General features: G+C 66.2%; 23 protein-coding genes. 9 read left to right on the top strand and 14 right to left on the bottom strand.

Annotated features, from left to right (window positions below):
- Positions 1–2: 2 nt before the first annotated feature.
- On the top strand, positions 3–1,703 hold the full coding sequence (locus A5655_RS13950) for an alpha-keto acid decarboxylase family protein (protein ID WP_067010970.1): 1,701 nt from the start codon (positions 3–5) through the stop codon (positions 1,701–1,703).
- Between the two features lie 5 nt (positions 1,704–1,708).
- Here A5655_RS13950 and A5655_RS13955 read toward each other — a convergent pair whose 3' ends face one another.
- The 7 genes from A5655_RS13955 to A5655_RS13985 all read right to left on the bottom strand — a co-directional run bounded on the left by A5655_RS13955 (position 1,709) and on the right by A5655_RS13985 (position 7,697).
- On the bottom strand, positions 1,709–1,894 hold the full coding sequence (locus A5655_RS13955) for a bacterioferritin-associated ferredoxin (protein WP_067010972.1): 186 nt from the start codon (positions 1,892–1,894) through the stop codon (positions 1,709–1,711).
- A gap of 9 nt (positions 1,895–1,903) precedes the next feature.
- Positions 1,904–2,530: a fatty-acid--CoA ligase gene (locus tag A5655_RS13960; RefSeq protein WP_067010975.1), complete on the bottom strand. Its 627-nt coding sequence runs from the start codon at positions 2,528–2,530 to the stop codon at positions 1,904–1,906.
- Positions 2,531–2,540: 10 nt separating this feature from the next.
- On the bottom strand, positions 2,541–3,200 hold the full coding sequence (locus A5655_RS13965) for a twin-arginine translocation pathway signal (RefSeq protein WP_067010977.1): 660 nt from the start codon (positions 3,198–3,200) through the stop codon (positions 2,541–2,543).
- Positions 3,197–4,087, bottom strand: coding sequence for a hypothetical protein (locus A5655_RS13970; protein ID WP_231999166.1), 891 nt, complete (start codon positions 4,085–4,087; stop codon positions 3,197–3,199). Before A5655_RS13970 ends, A5655_RS13965 begins: the two co-directional genes overlap by 4 nt.
- 380 nt (positions 4,088–4,467) lie before the next feature.
- On the bottom strand, positions 4,468–5,967 hold the full coding sequence (locus A5655_RS13975; protein WP_082978667.1) for a FadD3 family acyl-CoA ligase: 1,500 nt from the start codon (positions 5,965–5,967) through the stop codon (positions 4,468–4,470).
- A 26-nt stretch (positions 5,968–5,993) separates the two neighbouring features.
- Positions 5,994–7,184 (bottom strand): amidohydrolase family protein, encoded by a 1,191-nt coding sequence (locus A5655_RS13980; protein WP_067010981.1) that lies wholly within the window; start codon positions 7,182–7,184, stop codon positions 5,994–5,996.
- Between the two features lie 90 nt (positions 7,185–7,274).
- A complete protein-coding gene (locus tag A5655_RS13985; protein ID WP_067010983.1) occupies positions 7,275–7,697 on the bottom strand; it encodes a lipoprotein LpqH in 423 nt (140 codons plus the stop codon).
- 116 nt (positions 7,698–7,813) lie between these two features.
- On the opposite strand from A5655_RS13985, the gene A5655_RS13990 reads away from it, so the two are divergent.
- Complete coding sequence (locus tag A5655_RS13990) at positions 7,814–8,560, top strand: enoyl-CoA hydratase/isomerase family protein (protein ID WP_067011274.1); 747 nt, start codon at positions 7,814–7,816, stop codon at positions 8,558–8,560.
- Positions 8,557–8,985 carry a hypothetical protein gene (locus A5655_RS13995; RefSeq protein WP_067010985.1) on the top strand — a complete coding sequence of 143 codons (429 nt, stop codon included), beginning with the start codon at positions 8,557–8,559 and terminating at the stop codon, positions 8,983–8,985. The genes A5655_RS13990 and A5655_RS13995 overlap by 4 nt, the downstream gene beginning before the upstream one ends.
- Here the strand turns inward: A5655_RS13995 and A5655_RS14000 are convergent.
- On the bottom strand, positions 8,901–9,602 hold the full coding sequence (locus tag A5655_RS14000) for a TetR/AcrR family transcriptional regulator (RefSeq protein ID WP_067010991.1): 702 nt from the start codon (positions 9,600–9,602) through the stop codon (positions 8,901–8,903). The two genes, A5655_RS13995 and A5655_RS14000, sit on opposite strands and share 85 nt — an antisense overlap.
- Before the next feature lie 185 nt (positions 9,603–9,787).
- Here A5655_RS14000 and A5655_RS14005 point away from each other — a divergent pair, with 185 nt between their 5' ends.
- Positions 9,788–11,065, top strand: a complete 1,278-nt coding sequence (locus A5655_RS14005; protein WP_067010992.1) for a cytochrome P450 — start codon at positions 9,788–9,790, stop codon at positions 11,063–11,065.
- 43 nt (positions 11,066–11,108) lie between these two features.
- Here the strand turns inward: A5655_RS14005 and A5655_RS14010 are convergent, their stop codons facing one another.
- The 5 genes from A5655_RS14010 to A5655_RS14030 all read right to left on the bottom strand — a co-directional run bounded on the left by A5655_RS14010 (position 11,109) and on the right by A5655_RS14030 (position 15,508).
- The gene (locus A5655_RS14010) at positions 11,109–12,893 is read right to left on the bottom strand and encodes a PE domain-containing protein (RefSeq protein ID WP_067010993.1); all 1,785 of its coding nucleotides are present in this window, start codon (positions 12,891–12,893) and stop codon (positions 11,109–11,111) included.
- A 170-nt stretch (positions 12,894–13,063) separates the two neighbouring features.
- Entirely contained in the window at positions 13,064–13,351 is a 288-nt protein-coding gene (locus tag A5655_RS14015) for a cytochrome C oxidase subunit IV family protein (RefSeq protein WP_067011275.1), read from the bottom strand.
- A complete protein-coding gene (locus A5655_RS14020) occupies positions 13,351–13,914 on the bottom strand; it encodes a cytochrome c oxidase subunit 3 family protein (protein ID WP_067010995.1) in 564 nt (187 codons plus the stop codon). The genes A5655_RS14015 and A5655_RS14020 overlap by 1 nt, the downstream gene beginning before the upstream one ends.
- The gene (locus A5655_RS14025) at positions 13,911–14,726 is read right to left on the bottom strand and encodes a hypothetical protein (RefSeq protein ID WP_067010997.1); all 816 of its coding nucleotides are present in this window, start codon (positions 14,724–14,726) and stop codon (positions 13,911–13,913) included. Before A5655_RS14025 ends, A5655_RS14020 begins: the two co-directional genes overlap by 4 nt.
- Entirely contained in the window at positions 14,723–15,508 is a 786-nt protein-coding gene (locus tag A5655_RS14030; RefSeq protein ID WP_067010999.1) for a hypothetical protein, read from the bottom strand. The genes A5655_RS14025 and A5655_RS14030 overlap by 4 nt, the downstream gene beginning before the upstream one ends.
- Positions 15,509–15,608: 100 nt before the next feature.
- Here A5655_RS14030 and A5655_RS14035 point away from each other — a divergent pair, with 100 nt between their 5' ends.
- Positions 15,609–16,190 carry a TetR/AcrR family transcriptional regulator gene (locus A5655_RS14035; protein WP_067011001.1) on the top strand — a complete coding sequence of 194 codons (582 nt, stop codon included), beginning with the start codon at positions 15,609–15,611 and terminating at the stop codon, positions 16,188–16,190.
- Between the two features lie 61 nt (positions 16,191–16,251).
- Positions 16,252–16,527, top strand: a complete 276-nt coding sequence (locus A5655_RS14040) for a hypothetical protein (RefSeq protein WP_067011003.1) — start codon at positions 16,252–16,254, stop codon at positions 16,525–16,527.
- Between the two features lie 16 nt (positions 16,528–16,543).
- On the opposite strand, the gene A5655_RS14045 is transcribed toward A5655_RS14040, so the two are convergent.
- Positions 16,544–16,936, bottom strand: a complete 393-nt coding sequence (locus A5655_RS14045) for a hypothetical protein (protein ID WP_067011005.1) — start codon at positions 16,934–16,936, stop codon at positions 16,544–16,546.
- Positions 16,937–17,151: 215 nt separating this feature from the next.
- Here A5655_RS14045 and A5655_RS14050 point away from each other — a divergent pair, with 215 nt between their 5' ends.
- The 3 genes from A5655_RS14050 (at position 17,152) to A5655_RS14060 (ending at position 19,043) form a co-directional block, all read left to right on the top strand.
- Positions 17,152–17,844 carry a hypothetical protein gene (locus tag A5655_RS14050; protein ID WP_067011007.1) on the top strand — a complete coding sequence of 231 codons (693 nt, stop codon included), beginning with the start codon at positions 17,152–17,154 and terminating at the stop codon, positions 17,842–17,844.
- Complete coding sequence (locus A5655_RS14055; RefSeq protein ID WP_067011009.1) at positions 17,841–18,416, top strand: twin-arginine translocation pathway signal; 576 nt, start codon at positions 17,841–17,843, stop codon at positions 18,414–18,416. The genes A5655_RS14050 and A5655_RS14055 overlap by 4 nt, the downstream gene beginning before the upstream one ends.
- A 111-nt stretch (positions 18,417–18,527) precedes the next feature.
- Positions 18,528–19,043, top strand: coding sequence for a hypothetical protein (locus A5655_RS14060; protein ID WP_067011011.1), 516 nt, complete (start codon positions 18,528–18,530; stop codon positions 19,041–19,043).
- Position 19,044: the final 1 nt, after the last annotated feature.

The raw sequence follows: 19,044 nt of genomic DNA on the forward strand, positions 1-19,044 counted from the left end.
GTTTGGACCGGGCGTACCGTCGTCTTGTGACTGATCCCCTCGTCTACACCGTCGGTGACTACCTATTGGACCGCCTCGCCGAACTCGGCGTCTCCGAGATCTTCGGCGTCCCCGGCGACTACAACCTGGAATTCCTCGACCATATCGTCGCCCACCCGACCATTCGGTGGGTCGGCAGCGCCAACGAGCTCAACGCCGGTTATGCCGCCGACGGCTACGGACGGCTGCGCGGAATGTCGGCCGTGGTAACGACATTCGGGGTGGGCGAGCTCTCGGCGACCAACGCGATCGCCGGCAGCTATGCCGAGCACGTGCCCGTCGTGCACATCGTCGGCGGCCCGTCGAAAGACGCGCAGGGCACCCGGCGCGCGCTGCACCATTCGCTCGGCGACGGCGACTTCGAGCACTTCTTTCGGATCAGCCGCGAAATCACCTGCGCCCAAGCCAATCTCATGCCCGCCACCGCGTGCAGGGAGATCGATCGCGTGCTGTCGGAGGTGCGCGAACAAAAGCGGCCCGGCTACCTGCTTATGTCCACCGACGTGGCCCGCTTCCCCACCGAACCGCCCGACGCGCCGCTGCCGCGCTACACCGGTGGCACCAGCCCCCGCGCACTGTCGCTGTTCGTCGACGCCGCGACCGAACTCATCGGCGATCATCAGCTGACCGTCCTGGCCGACTTGCTGGTCCACCGCCTGCAAGCAATCAAGGAGCTCGAGGCGCTGCTGGCGGCGGACGTGGTGCCGCACGCCACGTTGATGTGGGGAAAGAGCCTGCTCGACGAGAGCTCCCCCAATTTCCTTGGCATCTACGCCGGTTCGGCCAGCGCCGAACGGGTGCGCACCGCGATCGAGGACGCGCCGGTGCTGGTGACGGCGGGGGTGGTCTTCACCGACATGGTCAGCGGCTTCTTCAGCCAGCGCATCGACCCGGCGCGGACCATCGACGTCGGACAGTACCAAAGCAGTGTGGCCGGTGAGGTTTTCGCGCCGATGGAGATGGGCGCCGCACTGGAGGCGCTGGCCGACATCCTGGTCCGGCGCGGCGTCTCTTCACCCCCGGTCGAGTGTCCGCCGGCCGCGCCCCTGCCGCCGCCCCCGCCGCGCGATCAACCGCTCACCCAACAGATGGTCTGGGACCGGCTGTGCGTCGCGCTCACACCGGGGAATGTGGTGCTGGCCGATCAGGGCACGTCGTTCTACGGAATGGCGGATCACCGGTTGCCGCACGGCGTCACCTTCATCGGCCAACCGCTTTGGGGTTCAATCGGTTACACGCTGCCCGCGGCGGTCGGGGCCGCGGTGGCGCATCCGGACCGCCGGACGGTGCTGCTGATCGGCGATGGCGCCGCGCAGCTGACCGTGCAGGAAATCGGCATCTTCTCCCGCGAGGGGCTGGCCCCGGTCATCGTCGTGGTGAACAACGACGGGTACACCGTCGAGCGGGCGATTCACGGAAAGACGGCCCCTTACAACGACATTGTGAGCTGGAGTTGGACCGATGTCCCGCGCGCGCTGGGGGTGGCCAACCACCTGGCGTTCCGGGCGCAGACCTACGGCGAACTCGACGACGCATTCACCGCGGCGGCCAGGCATCAGGACCGCATGGTTTTCGTCGAGGTGGTCCTGCCGCGGCTGGAGATCCCCCACCTGCTCGGCCAGCTCGTCGGGCCGATGTCGCCGGAGGGCAACTCACGGCGCTGAAAACCCTAGTGCGGGCGTCCCGCCGCGTCCGGGGTTGACGAGCGCAGCATCGCCTGCACGGTGCGCCGGCAGCGCCCGCAATCGGCGCCGGCCCCACACGCCTGGGCGACCTCCTTGGTCGTGGACGCCCCGGCGGCGACGGACTCGGCGACCGTCTGGCTGGTGACGCCGTTGCACAGGCAGACGAACATAAGCCGCGCTCAGTCGCCCTCGATGCGCATCGTGTCGAAAAGCCGGCCGACGAACACCGGCGGGTGGGCGCCGACGCCCACGCCCGACATCCACTGCGCCGCGGCGTCGGGATGGTCGATCCACCGCCGCGCGGCGATCTCGTCGGGAAACTCCGAGAGGATCAGAACCTCGTGTTCGTCGTCAAAAGCCTGGAATACCGACGTCTTTCGGACACCGGCCAGGGTGAGCCCGTCCATGGCCGAGCGGAATCCCGCGGTGAGGGTCCCGACGTCCGCGACAGATGCGATCGCGCACACCACCACGCCGGGCGCGGCCGGGCTGGGCGACGGCTGCGGAACAAACCGGTCGATGATCTCACCGGCAAAGACGGCCGGTATGTCCTCGACGCCGGCGGCGTCGAACCAGTCGAAGAAGACCCGCGAGCGCAGCAGCTCCACGATCGGCTCGCGGCTGTGCACCCCGATCATCACCAGCACGCGCCCGTGGTCGTGCGTGGACGTGTAGACCAGCACATGGTGGGCGCCGATGTCGGCGAGCGCCGCCTTATTGCGCTCGAGCAGCGGCCACACTCGGGTCGGGTCCGGGATGCGATAGTCCGATGCGATCACCATCGAGTGAATGTCGCCGGTGCTCAACGTGGTTGTCCTAAACCGGGTTGAACGACGAGATGAGCCACTTCCCATTAGCTTTCGTCAGCGTCACCGTCACGCTGCTGTTGGTGAACGTCGGCTCCGGCCGATCCTTGCTCTGCGTGCTCTGGTTGACGAACAACAGCACCACGGCCGAATCCGGATGCAGATCGGACACCGCGGCGCGAAGCACCACGGCGCTGGTCTTCACCGACTTCTGTTTGGCGGCAGGGGCGACGATCTGCTGGGTGAATTGGTCGTAGTAGGACAAGAAGTCGCCGGTCAAATGCGACTTCGCGGAAGAGAAGTCGCGGTCGAGGGTGTCGGGCGAATACGACAGCACCGCCACCGTTCCGTCGCTGGCGGCCGAGATCGCCGACTTCGCGGCCGCCGCGTCGGTCGCCCGGTCCGGCCGGTAGGAGAACCAGTAAAGCCCACCCAGCAATGCCAGCGAGGCGACCACGAACAAGGCCAGCATGGCGGGGATGACCTTGCCGGATGACCGCGTCTTCGCCTGGGCGGCAAGACGCTTCCACCGTCCCGGCGCTTTGTCGTAGTCCTCGACGTCCTCGGCGGGTTCGGCCTCCGCCGGCGCCTCGGCCTTCGTGGTCTCCTCGGCCTCCGTGCTGCCCTCGGCCGCCGTGGTCTCCTCGACCGATTTCTCGTCTGCGGTCACGGCACAAACTCGACTTTCGATATCTTGAGCTGGCTACCGTCGCGGGTAACCGTCACGATGAGCCGGTAGTTACGCGGATCCTGCTTGGCGCCGGCCGCATTGGTGACCTCGGAGGTGGAGGCCACCAGCACCACCGCCGAATCCTTGGTCATCGTGTCCAGTTCCACGGCCGCGGCCTGAACGCTGCCCTGCGAGATCACCTTCGACTGCTCCACCACCTTGGTGAAATCGTCGGCCATCTTGAGGAAGTCGTCCTTGAACGAGCCCGTGGAGTTCTCGACGATGCGCTGCACGCCCTGCTTGGCGTTGTTGAAGTCCAGCGACGTCAACGTGATGACGCCCTGGCGTGCCGCGGCGACGAACTCGGCGGCACGCTGTCGCTGCTGGACCGCGTCGCGATGCTCCTTGATCATGTAGCCGCTGCCGGCCAGCGCGACGAGGGTAACGATGATCGCCAGGGAAGCGGCGAGGGTGGACCACTTGGGCCGGCGAAGCCGCCCGGAAAGGCGGCGCCGGCGGGCGGCGGGCTCCGGCGCGTCGGCCTCGACGACGGCAGCGTCGGCGTCCCCCTCGGCGACCGGCTCTTCGCTGCCGGCACCCTGCGCGTCTTCCGCGGCCTCGGTCTCGTCCGCCTCCACCTCGAGCGCCGAGTCGGACACTTGGGCCTCGACGGATTCCGTTGCGTCCGCCTCGTCTTCCGCCGCGGCGGCTTCTTCGGTGGCTTGCTGCTTGGCTTCCGCGAGCTGGGCCTCGCGGCGCAACTGAATGGCGCGGGCCCGGGCGCGAGCGGCGGCGGCAAGGGCTTCCGCTTCTTGGGCTTCCGCCTCGGCCTGGTCGGCGAGCGCCCGGATTTCGGCGGCAGTGCTTGGGGTTTCGTCCTCGTTCACCGGAACCGATTTCGTGTCAGCGGCATTCTGGCGGGCGCCGCCACTCACCGCTCACCAGCCCGAGAACGAGGCTGCTCGTGACTCAATGCCAAACTCCTCTACCGCTCGCCCGCGCTAGTTTGCTTCCGTCCGCCGACGGCCGGGCCACGGCGTCCCAGCGAGGGCGTCGTCGCCGTTGGGCCACCCTACTCGGGATGCGCATTAGCGGCGAGCATCTGCGCCGATATTCTTGCGCCGCGAATGTCGCGACGACCAGGAGAGCCACGTTATCACCTCTTCCTGAGAGGCCCGGCCGCGCCAGCGCGCCGCCGCTCTACAAATGCATAACAAGCAGTGGAAATGGGGTTCTCTTATCGAGCATATGGAGAGGAGCCAAGGCGCTACTGGAGCAAGTCCTTGACCACCTTGCCGGTGGCGTTGAGGGGCAGCGCGTCGAGAAACTGCACCGAACGCGGCACCTTGAAGCCCGCCATGCGTTCGCGGCACCAACCGATCAAGTCCTCGGCGCTGAGCCCGTCTTCGCGGTCCTTACAGACCACGAACGCCTTGCCCACCTGTCCGAGCCGCTCGTCGGGAACGCCGATCACCGCCGCCTGCGCGACGGCCGGGTGGTTCAACAGGAAGCCTTCGATCTCGGCCGGATACGCGTTGAATCCGCCGACGATGAACATGTCCTTCTTGCGGCCGACGATGCGCAGGCGGCCGGTCTCCGTGAAGTTGCCCAGATCTCCGGTGTGCAGCCAGCCGTCGGCGTCGATCGCCTCTGCCGTGGCGGCCGGGTCATCGAGATAGCCCTGCATGACGCCGTAGCCGCGAACCAGCACCTCGCCGTCGTCGGCGATGCGCACCTCGACCCCCTCGCAGGGCACGCCCGCGGTGGTGGCCACGTCCTCGAAGGAATCGCCGGGCAGGGACAGCGTGACGTTGCCGGCCTCGGTGAGCCCGTAACCGGTCATCAGCGTCTGGAACGGCAACTCGTCGTGGATGCGACGGACCAGTTCGACGGGGATGTCGGCGGCGCCGGTCACGCCGGCACGAAGCGTCGCCAGCTTGGACTTGTCTTGAACCGTCAGCAGCGAGTGGTACAGCGTCGGCGGCCCGGGCAGCATCGTGATGCGTTCGCGCCCAATCAGATCCACCACCGTCTCGACGTCGAACACCGCGACCGGCAGCATTGTCGCTCCGCGCAGGAAGGACGTGACCAGTCCCGCTTTCAGGCCGAACGTGTGAAAGTACGGGTTGATCTGCAAGTAGCGGTCGCCTCGGCGCAGATCCGCCAGCGTCGCCCATTCCTCATACATGCGCAGCGTTTGGCGATGATTCATCATCGCGCCCTTCGGGCGGCCGGTCGTGCCCGAGGTGAAGATGATGTCCGAGACGTCGCCGCCGCTCACCGCCCGCTCGAATGGCGAACCGCTGGAAAGAAAGCCGGACTTCAGGTCGATGACGGGTGTCCCCGCCGGCGCGGTGTAGTCCTGCCCGAGAAATCCCTTCTGCACCAGGACGGCCTTGACGCCGCTTCGCGCGATGATGTCGCCGGCTTCTTCGGTCTTGAACCGGGTATTGACCGGCACCAGCACGCCGCCCGCGGTGAGCAGCCCGAACGCCGCGATGATCCACTCCGCCGAGTTGGGCGCCCAGATCGCGACCCGATCACCCTTGTCGACACCAAGGCCCGCGAATGCGCCTGCGGCGCAACGGATTCGCTCGACTACTTCGGAGAAGGTGAAGCGCAGCGGACCGTCCACGATCGCTTCCGCATCGCCGAAGCGGTCCGCCGCGCTCAAGACCATCTCGGGGATGGTCTGCCAGATCCGATTGGCCGGCTCTCCCCCGCGAGCGCGAGGTTCCCCCACCTCATCGCGCTTCGCGCTCTGCATCGTCACCGCCCGGCAAGGCGTATGTGTCACACCGTGACGAGCCGGCCGAGGTTTCCGCCCATGATCTTCGCCTGGTCGTCGACCGACAGGTGCGACAGTGCGTTGACGTAGAACGTCGGCTCCGCCAGCCCCTCCGGGTGCGGCCAGTCCGAGCCGTACAGCACCTGATCCACGCCGACGAGGTTGATCAGATCATCGATGCCGTCCTCGAAGAACGGGCTCACGTGGATCCGGTTCTTCACCATCTCGACCGGGTCGCTCGGGAACGCTTCCGGCGCCTTGCGGAAGACCTCGGTCAGGCCGTCCAGCAGCGGGGTCATCCACTTCGAACCGGCCTCGACGATCGCGACCTTCAGCTTCGGGTGGCGGTAGAGCGCACCATGAATCACCCACGAGCCCACCGCGTCCTGGATCGGGCGCCACTCGTTGAGGATGCCCATCGCGTTGGTTTGGAACGGCAGCATCTCCTGTTCGGCGCCATCCCACTCCGAGGTGTACCGGGAGTAGCCGCTGTCGCTGGAATGCATGCCGACCAGCACGTCGTGCTCGACGACCCGCTCCCAGAACGGATCGAACTCGGGCAGCGCGAACGACCGCGGGCCGCGGAAGCCGGGGACGGGGGCCGGGCGGACCAGGATGCACCGGGCCCCACGCTTGACGGCCCACTCCAGTTCCTCGATCGCCTTTTCGACGATCGGCAGGGTGATGACCGGCGTGGTGAAGATCCGGTTCTGGTAGTTGAAGCCCCAGACATCATCGAGCCATTCGTTCAGCGCATGGATCAAGACGTGGATGGCGACCGGGTCGTCGCGCAGCCGTTCCTCGAGCAGGCTCGCCAGCGTCGGAAACATCAGGGTGCGGTCCAGCCCCAGCTCGTTCATCTTCTCCAGGCGCGGGCCGGGCTCAAAGAACGCCGGGATCGCGCGCATCGGCTCGCCGAACAGCTCGCGCTTGGTTTTGCCGTCCGGGTTGCCGTACTTGAAGTACTCCTCCCAGGCACCCGGCCTGGCGACGACCTCGAACGTCGGGTTGGGGATGTAGTTGCTGATGTGGCCACGGATCGCGATCTTGGTGCGCCCGTTGACCTGGACGTACTGGACATAGTCCTTGTACGCCTTGGGCAGGAACTTGGTCAGCGCCTCCGGTGGCTCGTAGAGGTGATTGTCCGCATCAAAGATCGGAAACGGGACGTCCTCCCGGTGTGACAACTGGCCCATGAGATCCTCCTTCGCAATTTGTGAGAATACTATTCTCTACCGACGCCCGTCCGCAACGTGCCCCCTGTCGGGGCGCGCGGTCCCGCGGGGTCAGCAGTTGGCGATGATCTTGAACGAGGCGGACGCCGGTTCGTTCGGCTTGTCCGTCTTGAAGCCGTTGGCCGTGCCCGTGATCGTGAATTTCTCGCCGCTCAGGCTCATGTCGGCGCTACCGCCGTCATCCTTCGAATACATGCCGGTGAAGCCGCCGAGATTTTGGATGCGCACCGATTGAGCGGTGAGTGGCTCCGCGCGTTGGTCGATGACGACCTTGGCCCCGGCGAAGTCGCCGCCGATGTCGATCGTCCGGTACCACTCCAACTGGTTGCACTTGACGACGTTGATCTTGGCGTCGTTTCCGTTGACGGTCACCGAGGCGGTGCTGGAGAGCTGCGTTTGCGCCTTGGGGCTGCAGGCGCCGAGGCCGGCGACAGCAAGCGCGGCGGCGACGACGACCACCATTCGGTTACCCACTGGGCCACCTCGATCCTGGATGACGAGCTTCTGGACCTGCTGCGATGATGTTATTCTCCCCGAAAGAGAATGCCAATATCGGCTTTTCGCCTTACCCAATTACTGGAGCGATGCGCATGGTGGACCTGGAGTTCGATGACGGGCTTGCGGTGCTCACCATCGATCGCCCCCACGCGCGCAACGCCATCGCGCCGGACACCATGGGGCAGCTGGAAAAGGCGATCGACGCCGCGGCCGGCGCGCGAACCCTGGTCATCAAAGGCGCCGGCGATCGGGCGTTCGTCTCGGGCGGCGATCTCAAGGAGCTGAGCGCGCTTCGCACCGAAGAGGACGCCGCGGCAATGGCGAAACGGATGCGGTCCATCTGCGATCAGCTCGCCGCCTTCCCCGCCCCCGTCGTCGCCGCCCTGAACGGCCACGCCTTCGGCGGCGGCGCCGAAGTCGCCGTGGCCGCCGACATCCGGATCGCCGCCGACGACATCAAGATCGCCTTCAACCAGGTGGCCTTGGAGATCATGCCGGCCTGGGGCGGCGCCGAACGATTGGCCACGATCGTCGGAAAGAGCAAGGCGTTGCTGTTGGCCGGCACGGGAACCGCCCTCGACGCCGCCGAAGCCGAGCGGATCGGCTTGGTGGATTTGGTGTTTCCGCGCGCCTCGTTCGACGAGGGCTGGCGATCGATAGCCACGTCGCTGGCCCGCCACCCGGCGGCGGAGATAAAGCGGGTAATCAGCGGCGTTTCTCCCGACGAAGCGATAGCATCCTTTGCACGGCTGTGGGTTGCCGACGCCCACTGGCAGGCCGCAGAGCGGGTGATGAACCGCACCGCCAGTCCGCGCCCGGCAGCCGAAGGAGCGACATGATCAGCACCGCGAAAACACTGTTGGGCGTCGGCTCGGCGACGTTGCTGGGGCTGACGGGCCTGCTCGTTGGCCCCGGACGCGCACACGCCGACCCGGTCTGGCATCAGGTCGTGTACATCGTCTCGGCCAAGGTTCCGGCCTACGTCGACATCTTCTACCAGGATCAGGACCCGACGCTGTTCTCCGACTACAGCCACAACAACTACGCGTTCACCCCGCAGGTGCACGCCGACGTCGCCCCGGGTAAGCCGTGGGTTCAGCCGGTGAACCTGTTGAACCCCGATCAGTGGGCGATGGTCACCGCGACCACCGGTCGTGAACCGCTGGCACAGGGCGGCATTCAGTGCGACCTGTCGGTGGACGGAAAGGTCGTGGTCTCCAACATCGGCCCCAAGGGCGCGCTCTGTTCGCTGCGAACCTGGTGAACCACCCAGGCGGGAGGCACGTCCTCGATGGGCTGCGGCTCGCCTTCCAGCTGGCGCAGATAACTTTCGACCAGTTCTAAGGTTTCGGCGTGACCGCCGGAAATACCGACAGCCTGCTCGAGCACCAAAAACCGCGACAGGCTGGTCATCAGGACCGTCCAAACCACCGGCGGCATTTCGGCGCCGTCCACCCCGTAGCGCTGCAGCGCTGCGGCCACAGCTCGGCGCTGTTCCTCGCGGAATCGTTCGGCGTAGTAAGCGATTTCGGCTCGCATCTCCTTGCGGTGGTTGGCCAGCGCCATGAATTCCATCGAGATGCGGGTGAACGCGGGATCGGTGCCGAATCTCCACAGCGCCCACAACGGCTGAGGGCAGTCCAGCGCGCGAGCTTGCGCCTGAAGACCCTCCTCGGCCCGGCGGCGGAAGACCTCGAGGAAAAGCTCGTCCATGGTGCGGAAGTAGTAGTGCACCAGCTGTGGTTTCAAACCCGCCTTGCTCGCCAGCCGGCGCGAGGTCACCGCGGCGTAGCCCTCTTCGATCATCAGCCGCTCGGCCGCGTCGAGCAGCAGGGCGCGATTCTTCGCGTCCGGCGCTCCGATCCTGCGGGCCGAAGTCATATCCCTGCTCCGTATTTCTGCGTAGATGCCGACCACACGGATCGTATCGCGGCACGGCGTTGCGACCTTGACCCTGACAATACCGCCATGCTAAGCAGGTGCTCAGCACATTTTTTGACTTTCGGAATCGGGCGGCGGTGCCGCCGAACCCCACCGGTAGACCCAGCCCAGGGAGACGCAGTCCTATGAGCAGCTTCGACACGATCGACTTCTTCACCGATCAATCCCTGGTGCCCGATCCGCACCCGTACTTCGACTATCTGCGCGGCCAGAACCCGGTGCTGCGGCTGCCGCACCACGAGGTCGTCGCCGTCACCGGCTACGAGGAGGCCAGCGAGGTCTACAAGGACCCCGACACGTTCTCGAACATCGTCGCGCTCGGCGGGCCGTTCCCGCCGCTGCCGTTCCAGCCCGAGGGCGACGACATCAGCCCCCAGATCGACCAGCACCGCAGTTACTTTCCGATGTTCGAGCACATGGTGACGATGGATCCCCCGGAGCACACCCGCGCGCGCTCGGTGCTGAGCAAGCTGCTGACCCCGAGCCGGCTGAAGCAGAACGAGGAGTTCATGTGGCGCCTCGCCGACCGTCAGCTCGACGAGTTCCTGACCAACGGCGAGTGCGAATTCATCAGCGAGTACTCGAAACCGTTCGCCACCTTGGTGATCGCCGACCTGCTCGGCGTTCCCGAAGAGGACCACAAGGAGTTCCGCGTCGTCCTCGGCGCCGATCGCCCCGAGGCGCGGGTGGGCGCGCTGGACCACGAGTCGGTCGGCATCAACCCGCTGGAGTGGCTCGACGACAAGTTCTGCACCTACATCGAGGACCGGCGACGCGAACCGCGCAATGACGTCCTCACGTCGCTGGCGACGGCGAAGTACCCCGACGGGTCCACCCCCGAGGTCATCGAGGTAGTTCGTTCCGCCACATTCCTTTTCGCCGCCGGCCAGGAGACCACGGCCAAGCTGCTCAGCGCCGCGCTGCAGGTGATGGGCGAGCGGCCCGACTTACAGCAGCAGCTGCGCGACGACCGCAGCCTCATTCCGGGGTTCATCGAGGAATCGCTGCGGATGGACAGCCCCGTCAAGAGCGACTCGCGGCTGGCCCGCAGGGCCACCACGATCGGCGGCGTCGACATCCCCGCCGGCACCGTCGTCATGGTGTTGCCTGGCGCCGCCAACCGCGATCCGCGCCGGTTCGACAACCCGCACGAGTTCGACCTCCGCCGAAAGAATGTGCGCGAGCACATGGCGTTCGCGCGCGGGGTGCACTCGTGTCCGGGTGGGCCGCTCGCCCGGGTGGAGGGCCGCGTTTCCATCGAGCGCATCCTGGACCGGATGAGCGACATCAAGATCAACGAGGCGAAGCACGGCCCGGCCGACGACCGTCGCTACAGCTATGAGCCGACGTACATTCTGCGCGGGCTCAGCGAACTCCACCTCACCTTCACGCCGAACGGGTAGGGGCGGTCCCGGGCGCAACCGCCGAGCCCAACCGGTGCGGACGTCAGGGTTGAGGTGCGGTTTCGATCTGCTCGAAGATCCCGGAGAACTCGAACGGGGTTTGCGCTATGCCGCTGCCGTCGACGGCGTCCACCGCGCCCAACGTGCCCGTGATGTCGCGGGGCAGTTCCCACATCGACAGCTCGCCGATGTCGTGCTGCTGGGCGAAAGCCGTCAGCTGTTGGGCGTCGGCGAGGCCGAAGATTTCGCTGGGATCGTCGTTGATTCCGATCAGCGGCGTCACCCCGAGCATGTGCCACGCCTGCTGGCTGGTCAGCGACGGATAGAGCGTCATCAGCTGGCTGTGGGTGGCCGTCGCGGCGTCGATCGCGTACGCGCCCATGCCCGGGTTGCCGGTCTGGTCGAAACCGTTGCCGTAGTCCATGGCCATGATGTTCACGCGAGATATGTTCACGCCGTTGGCCGTTGCGGTCTGGATGACGTTCAACCCGCCGCCCTGCCCCTCGACCAGGCCGCTCGGCAGCACCGGAAGCGTGTAGGACACCGTCACGGGCGTGCCGTTCGCCGCCTCCTGCTGCTGCAGGATCGCGATGGCCTTCGATTGGGTGGTCATCGCTTGAGTGTTGCCCTGCAGCGCACCTTCGACGTCGAAGTCGAGGTTGTAGATCTTGTAGGTGTTCACAATCGTCGCGTACTGCTGCGCCAGCGCGGTGGGTGTCTGACCGTTGACGGCGGATAGGTCGGTGCCGAACGCGCCGCCAAACGAGATAGTCCCGTTAATGCCGGCGGCTTTCATGTTGGCGATCTGGTTGTCGATGAACGCGCTCTGGGAGCCGCCCGTCACGTCGTACGCCGAATAGCCGCCCCAGGAGGCCTGACCCGTCGGGTCGGCGTTGATGAAGGCAAGCGTGGCGTTCTTGACTCCGTGCTGGGCCGCCGTCGCAAAGTCATATCCGTTCGGCCCGGGCCAGAGCGTTATGTCGACGTAGGGCGAGTACTCCCCGGAACCCGTTCCGCCGGTGCCGGTTCCGGTGCCGGTGCCGGTCCCCGAACCGGTCCCGCCGAGGCTGGTGCCGTCGTGGCCCCTGCCGCCATTGGCGCCCGGATTGCCGAACATCGCCGAACCTTGGCCACCGGAGCCGCCCGCGCCGCCGACGCCGCCGACGGCCCCGCTGCCGCCGTCACCCCCGTTACCGCCCACGCCGCCATTGCCGTACAGCAGGCCGCCGCTACCGCCGGCGCCGCCGGTGCCCCCGGCGCCGCCGTTGATACCCGGGGAGCCGGCGGCACCGAGCGTGCCGGTCCCGCCGGTACCGCCCCGGCCGCCGTCGGCGAACAGGCCGGCGTCGCCGCCCCGGCCGCCCGGCTTACCCGGAAGGCCGGACCCCCCGTTGCCACCGTTACCGGCCAGCAGCCCGCCGGGCCCGCCGTTCTGCCCGGGTGCCCCGTCGGCGCCGTCGCCGATCAGCGGGCGACCCAGCATCGCGTTCGTAGGCGCGTTGATCACGCCCAGCACGTCGGCCTCGAGGGCCTGCAAGGGCGACGCGTTGGCCGCCTCGGCGGCCGCATACGCGTTGCCCGCGCCGTTGAGCGCCTGCACGAACCGCCGGTTGAAGGTCGCCGCCCGGGCGTTCAGCGACTGATAGGCCCGGGCATAGGCGGAGAACAGCGACGCGATCGCGGCCGACACCTCATCGCCGGCGGCGGGCAGCACGGCGGTGGTTCCGACGGCCGCGAGCGCATGGGCCGCCGTAAGTGTCGAACCGATGCCTGCCAGCTCCGTGGCCGCCGCGGCCACTGTCGCCGGTGCGGCAATGAGAAACGTCATGGCGCCACCCGCTTTGTCGGCGTATTACGAGATCTGGCAGATGCTATTGAGCGTGGACGAGACGCCAAAGACGCTGCCAGATAAACGTTATCCAACCGTTACGCAAGACGTATATCTGCATGACACTACGCGTGTTGGCGTCCAGCGTGTTGACAATGGCGTCCGAAAAACTAGGCGAGCGTCCTGCCGACGAAATAGCAGGCGAGCAACGCGACGCCCATCAGCACAACCCAGGCGTCCGTCAGTCGACACAGCAGGGCGGGGGCTTGCCGCACCTCCATGAATTCCCGAAAGATGATGCGCACCTTGACGAGTGCGATCACGATCACGCTCGAGGTGACGACAGCGCTGGCCCTCAGCGTTCCGTCGAGCGAGTGATCGATCCATAGGTAGGCGAGCGTCAACGACGCCAGCACGAGCCAGACGACCAGCAGTCTCCTGTTGAATTTGATGTCGATCACCTCACCACGTACAACAACGCGAAGATGAGCACCCAGAGGAAGTCGACGGTGTGCCAGTATGTGGCGCAGGTTTCCACGAGCTCCTGGGACCGCCGCAGTTGGTAGACGACGACGCCGAGGACGACGAAGCCGATCAAGAGGTGCACGAAGTGGATTCCGGTGAGGAAGAAGTAGTAGGTGAAGAAGTCGTTGCTGTCCAAGCCATTTCCCATGCGAACCAACCGGGCCCACTCGAACACCTTGAAAAATAGGAACACTGCGGCCAGTGCGACCGTGATGAAGACGTCCCGCAGGGCCGCGCGGTAGGCGCCGGCGCGGGACGACTGAACGCAGCGCGCCACCGACCACGAGCTCAGCAGCAAGACCAGGGTGTTGAAGACCCCGATACGCAGGTCCAGCTGCGCCTGCGAGTGCAAGAAGAGCTCGGGACTTCGGGCGCGATAGAACAGGTAGAAGCCGAAATACCCTGTGAAGACCAGGGTCTCGAACAACACAAACGCCCACATGTCGGGCTGGCCGGGCACGAACCTGGCGCTCTTCTTCTCGGCCAGGTCGGTCATCGCGCAACGGCCTTCCGCGGCGCGCGCTCGGGCAACGGCCCGTCGCCGAAGTCCTCGCGCTGGATCATCCGAAACAGCATGACGATGAAAGTGACTTGGTAGACGCCGAACACCACCATGTCCAGCCACCACGCGATCTGACCGTTCCACGCCAGCACGCCACGCCGGAAGATCCAGCACGGCGCCACGACGACCTCGGTCAGGGCGTTGCACAGGTTGAGGTAGCCGAACCACTTGGGGAACACCCGATTCTTGTCGAGCAGAATCGCGAGCATCCAGATCAGCGAGCCGATCAGGAAGACTCCCATGGTTCCGTCGAAAGACAGGAAAGCGAAGTCGTAGAGCCAGCCGATCGCTTCGGGGTCTCGCTCTTCTCGCAGCGTCCCGACGACCAGCGCGATGTTGAGCAGCAGCATCCCGGGAACCGCACTGAACGAGTAGATAAGCAGATACGAGTATCCGAAGGCGCGGCTGACCGACATTCGCCGCATCGAATAAGCGATGAGGGCGTTGTTGGTCGCGATCATGCCGCTGATGGCGAAGATGACACCGAATCCAACGGGAATCCCGAGGTGGCGTTCATGGAACCAGTGCACCTGCGTCGCGAGGTCCCACGTCGGCTGCGGCGGCGGCTGTACCTGCGCCACGATGAAGAACACCGGGAAGAAGAAGTTGTAGAAGACGACCAGCGCCGCCCACGCCAGCCAGAGCTCGCGCCTGGGGTCGCGCCGCAGGTGCCAGGCGATCCGGTGGTGCAGCGGTCCCGGGGGCGGCGTGGCTGGAGAAACCGCCTGCGCCGCTACGGCACTCACGCGCTTACCAGTTCGTCGCCGTGCTGACGGTTCTCGGCGCGCTCCCGGTAGATCGCTTGCCCCAGAACCAAACCCATCACGATGATCCAGACGGCGATGGCGACGTTTTTCACCCAGAACGACAAAAAGCCGTCCCACGCCAGCGGTCCGGTCAATGACACGCCGACGAAGGCGGCGGGCACCAGGGCGGCCGCCACCAAAAGGTTGAAGTGAGCCACCCAGCGGCCGAATACCGGCCGCGGCTGGTCGTCGAAATAGATTGCCAGGGCCAGGATCACGCTTTGGCCGATCAGAAACGGGACCACGATGGTGAACGTGATCCAGCCGAAGTCGTTGAGCAGCTGCGTCAGCTCCGGGCTTCTTTCGGGACGGAAGGCGGCCAGCAGCCAGCACACGTTGGCGACGAGGAACAGGGTCGGGCCGCCGGCCACGCAACCCAACATCGCGTAGGAGAAGATCGGCGTCCGATGTGCCATCCTGCGGATCTGCAACACGATCAGGGTCAGGACCGGGACCAGGCAGACCCCGAACCAATTGAAAACGATCATGCTGTAGCGGATCTGTGGCAGCCGCGCCGGATCGCGATAGAACGCGGCCACCTGATCGGCCGACATGCTGGGCGACATCGGCGGATTGAAGCCCGGAAACAGGACAAAGCAGGCGACCCAGATGATCACCGTCGCGGGCAACGTCCACAGCAGGATCAGCTCACCGTCGGTACGGCGCAATCGAGTTCGCGGAGATCGGCGGCGCTTTGGGTTGTTCTCGCCAACGTCGGACATCGCCTGGCTCCTTCGCTGCGACGGCCTGGACACGGTTCGTGAGCGAAACTAGCCGAACGGCTATCCTCGGGTCAATAGCCGATCGGCTACGCTTCCGGGTGTGGTTTCCCCGCAGACCCGCAGCCGGTTTCGCTTCATCACGCGCAGTGCCGCGCAGACCCGCATTCTCGATGCGGCGCTGCAGTTGATCGCGCAGCACGGCGTCGGCGGAACCTCGCTGCAGATGATCGCCGATGCCGTCGGGGTCACGAAGGCCGCCGTGTACCACCAGTTCAAGACCAAGGAGCAGATCGTCCTCGCCTTGACCGAGCGGGAACTCGGCGGTCTCGAGGAGGCCCTGGAGGCGGCCGAGGCCGACGACCATCGGACCAGGGCGCGGGAGGCGCTGCTCGACAGGGTCATCGACGTCGCCGTCGAACGTCGCGGCGCCGCAAGCACGCTGCAATTCGACCCTGTCATCGTGCGACTGCTGGGCGAACACGAGCCCTTCCAGCAATTCATCCAGCGGCTCTACAGCGTGCTGCTCGACGACGCGGCCGAGGACGCGCGGGTGTCGGCGGCCGTGCTGTCGGGCGCGATCGCGGTCGGGGTCATCTCGCCTCTGGTGGCCGACATCGACGACGACGCCCTGCGTTCCCAGCTGGGCCGCATCACCCGCCGGCTGATCGACGCGGCCGACTGATCACCGCACCCCCACCGAAATTTTTGGTCCGGTTGGGCGGTCGCTCGGGTACGGTTCTCCCATGAGCAAAGTCGCGCGTGTCGCCGCCGCAGCGATCATGGTCACCGCCGGCTTGGGCACCGCGACGGTCGCCCGCGCCGACAATCCGCCGTGGCCGTTCGTGGGCTATCACTGGTGCCCGGGGCAGATGTTCGATCCCTCCTGGGGACCCCAGTGGGATCCGACCACCTGCCACGACGCGCACCATCGGGACGTGGACGGCACGGTCCACAACTTCGACTACTGGGGACCCAGCCCGTTCCAGGACTGGCCGGAGATTCCGAACACCCGGCCGTGAGTCGGGCCGGAGCGGCCTAAGTGTCGCCGCGCTCCCAAACCTGTGTTCCGTCATGCGCGTTGCAGACGAGGAACAGGCCGTCCGGCGCCTGCGCGACGTAGTACTCCGGGAAATCGACGCAAGACGAGCCCTCGACCTTGACGCCGGCCATCGGGGGGGACCGGAACCACCGGGGCTCGTACCTCCTGGGCGAGCCGCAGAACATCAGGCGTCCCGGCTGCGTAGCGAAAGACACGTAATAGTCGGCGGTTCCGAACACGTAATACGTGGTGTTGTCGCACGGCGCACCGAGCACCTGGTGCGGCATGATCCCCGGCGTGCAATCCGGGTAATCGCAATTAACCGGCGCGGCGGCGGCCTGCGGCGGCGCCAAGACACCGAGGCCGAGCAACACGGCAAGCGTTGCCATTATGAATCGCACAGGATTACTTTAAATTACTTCGCCCACCGGTGGGAATAGAATTCTCGCGCCCGGAGAAGATGGGCGCCTGATGCCGCTGTCTCCGTCGCCGGCCCGCCCACCTGGCAGTGATAATGTGGCTCTCCTGTAGGCGCGGACGAGGAGGTGATCCAGTGCCTCGGCGCAAGCTTCCCGCTGGGGCGACCGTCGCCGAAAATCGACGAATGGGTGCCCTATCCACGTCACCGTCGACTTCGGCCGCGGAGGATGCCGAGGCCGCAGAAGTCGCGGAGGCGGAGGCCCGCGCCGCGGCCGCCCGTGCCCGTGCCATGCGGTTGCGCGAACAGGCCGAGGCGGCGCCAAGCGGCGACGGGGCCGCCGGCGCCGGATCGGCCGAGTCGCCATCGCGCTGGCGCCGGTTGCGGCCCCGCCGCCCAAGCCGGAAGGCGATGGCCGCGGCCGCGGCGGTTGTGGTCGGCTGCGCGGCGCTGGCGGGCAGCGGGTACCTGGTGTGGCATCACCGCGGCGTTGAGCAGGAAAGGCATCGCAGCTCGGAGTTCGCCGCGGCCGCCCGCGACGCCATTGTGACGATGATGACGATCGATCCGGCCAAGGCGAGAGAGGATCTGCAGCGTTTCGCCGACGACACCACCGGGACTTTCAAAATCAGCATCCTGATGGGCGGTGAGGATGCGGTAAAGGCGGTGGAGGAGTCCAAGGTCATCTCCAAGGGCTCGGTACAGGCCGTCGCCGTGGAGTCCATGAGCCAGGATTCGGCGATCGTGCTGATCGCCGCCAAATCCGAGATCACCAAACCCGGTGAGGCTAAGCCGGAATCGCGCCGGTTGCGGATCGTCGTCACCGTCCAACGCGATGCCGGGCAGCTAAAGATTTCCCGACTCGAGTTCGTCCCGTGACGGTCGACGGCGCAGCGCACGATGAGGCGGCCGAGGAGCGGACGCCTGCCCGCCGAACCGGCGCGATCGGGCGCTGGACGCGTCGTTGCGTGGCGCGGTGGCGCCCAATCCTGTTGACTGTTCTGCTTATTGCCGCGCTCGGCAACGCGGCCCGGATCTTCTACTTCGATTACCGTCCGGATTTGCAGACCGACCGCGCCGCGGCGCACCAGGTCATCCGAGCGGCCAGCGACGGCGCGGTGGCGTTGCTGTCCTACTCGCCCGAAACTCTCGATCGTGATTTCGCCAACGCCAAATCCCGGCTCACCGAGGACTATCTGGCCTACTACCAACGGTTCGCCGACCAGGTCGTGGGGCCGTCGGCGCAGCGCGGCCAAGTCACGACGACCGCCTCCGTGGTCAAGGCCGCCGTGTCGGAACTGCAGGCGAATTCCGCTGTCGTACTTGTGTTCATAAAACAGAAGACCACGAGCAAGGCAAAGCCGGAACCGGTCGTGACGTCGAGCAGCCTGAAGGTAGCGATGGAAAAGGTCAAAGGTTCATGGCTCATCGATAAATTCGATGTCCTATGAGCGCCCCGGCAGGCTTCGCGGCAAACCATTCCGTGACACGCGGGGGCGGTGTTAGTCTGTGAATTCGATTCGCTTGGAATTGGCGGTATTTAACGCCTCAAGGAGCACACGATGCGTCCGATGAATATGGCGATAAGCGCAACCGTGGTGGCCGTCGGCGTGGCGGGCGGTGTGGGCGTGGCCCCGTCCGCATGGGCCTACGACCCCTCGATCAATGGGACATACACCGCGACCGTGGTCGGCGACTGGGCCCGCACGAACGAGGTGTTCCATCAGGAGCCGGTGGTGCGCAGCACCTGGACCATCACGACTTCGTGCTCCACTGCCTACCGGTGCGACGGCACGGTCGTCAGCGACCAAGGCTGGACCGCACCGATATTCATGAACGAGGGCACCACCTGGTTCGTCAAACGCGACATTCCCAATTGGACAACCTGTCCCGACGGCACCTCGTTCACCGGTCACGACGTCATCCACTTCTATGCCGCCAACCCGGAGACCGGCGAGAAAGTGCTTGGGTCGCCGGTGCTGGCCGGGCGGGAACAGACGTCCGGCCCCAGCGGCGCCTGCGGCACCAACAAGCCGCTGTACATCGATCAACCGTTCAGGCTGGACAAAATAGGCTGAC

The organism is Mycobacterium sp. 1081908.1 (assembly GCF_001673535.1).
In the GTDB taxonomy this organism is placed as follows: Bacteria; Actinomycetota; Actinomycetes; order Mycobacteriales; family Mycobacteriaceae; genus Mycobacterium.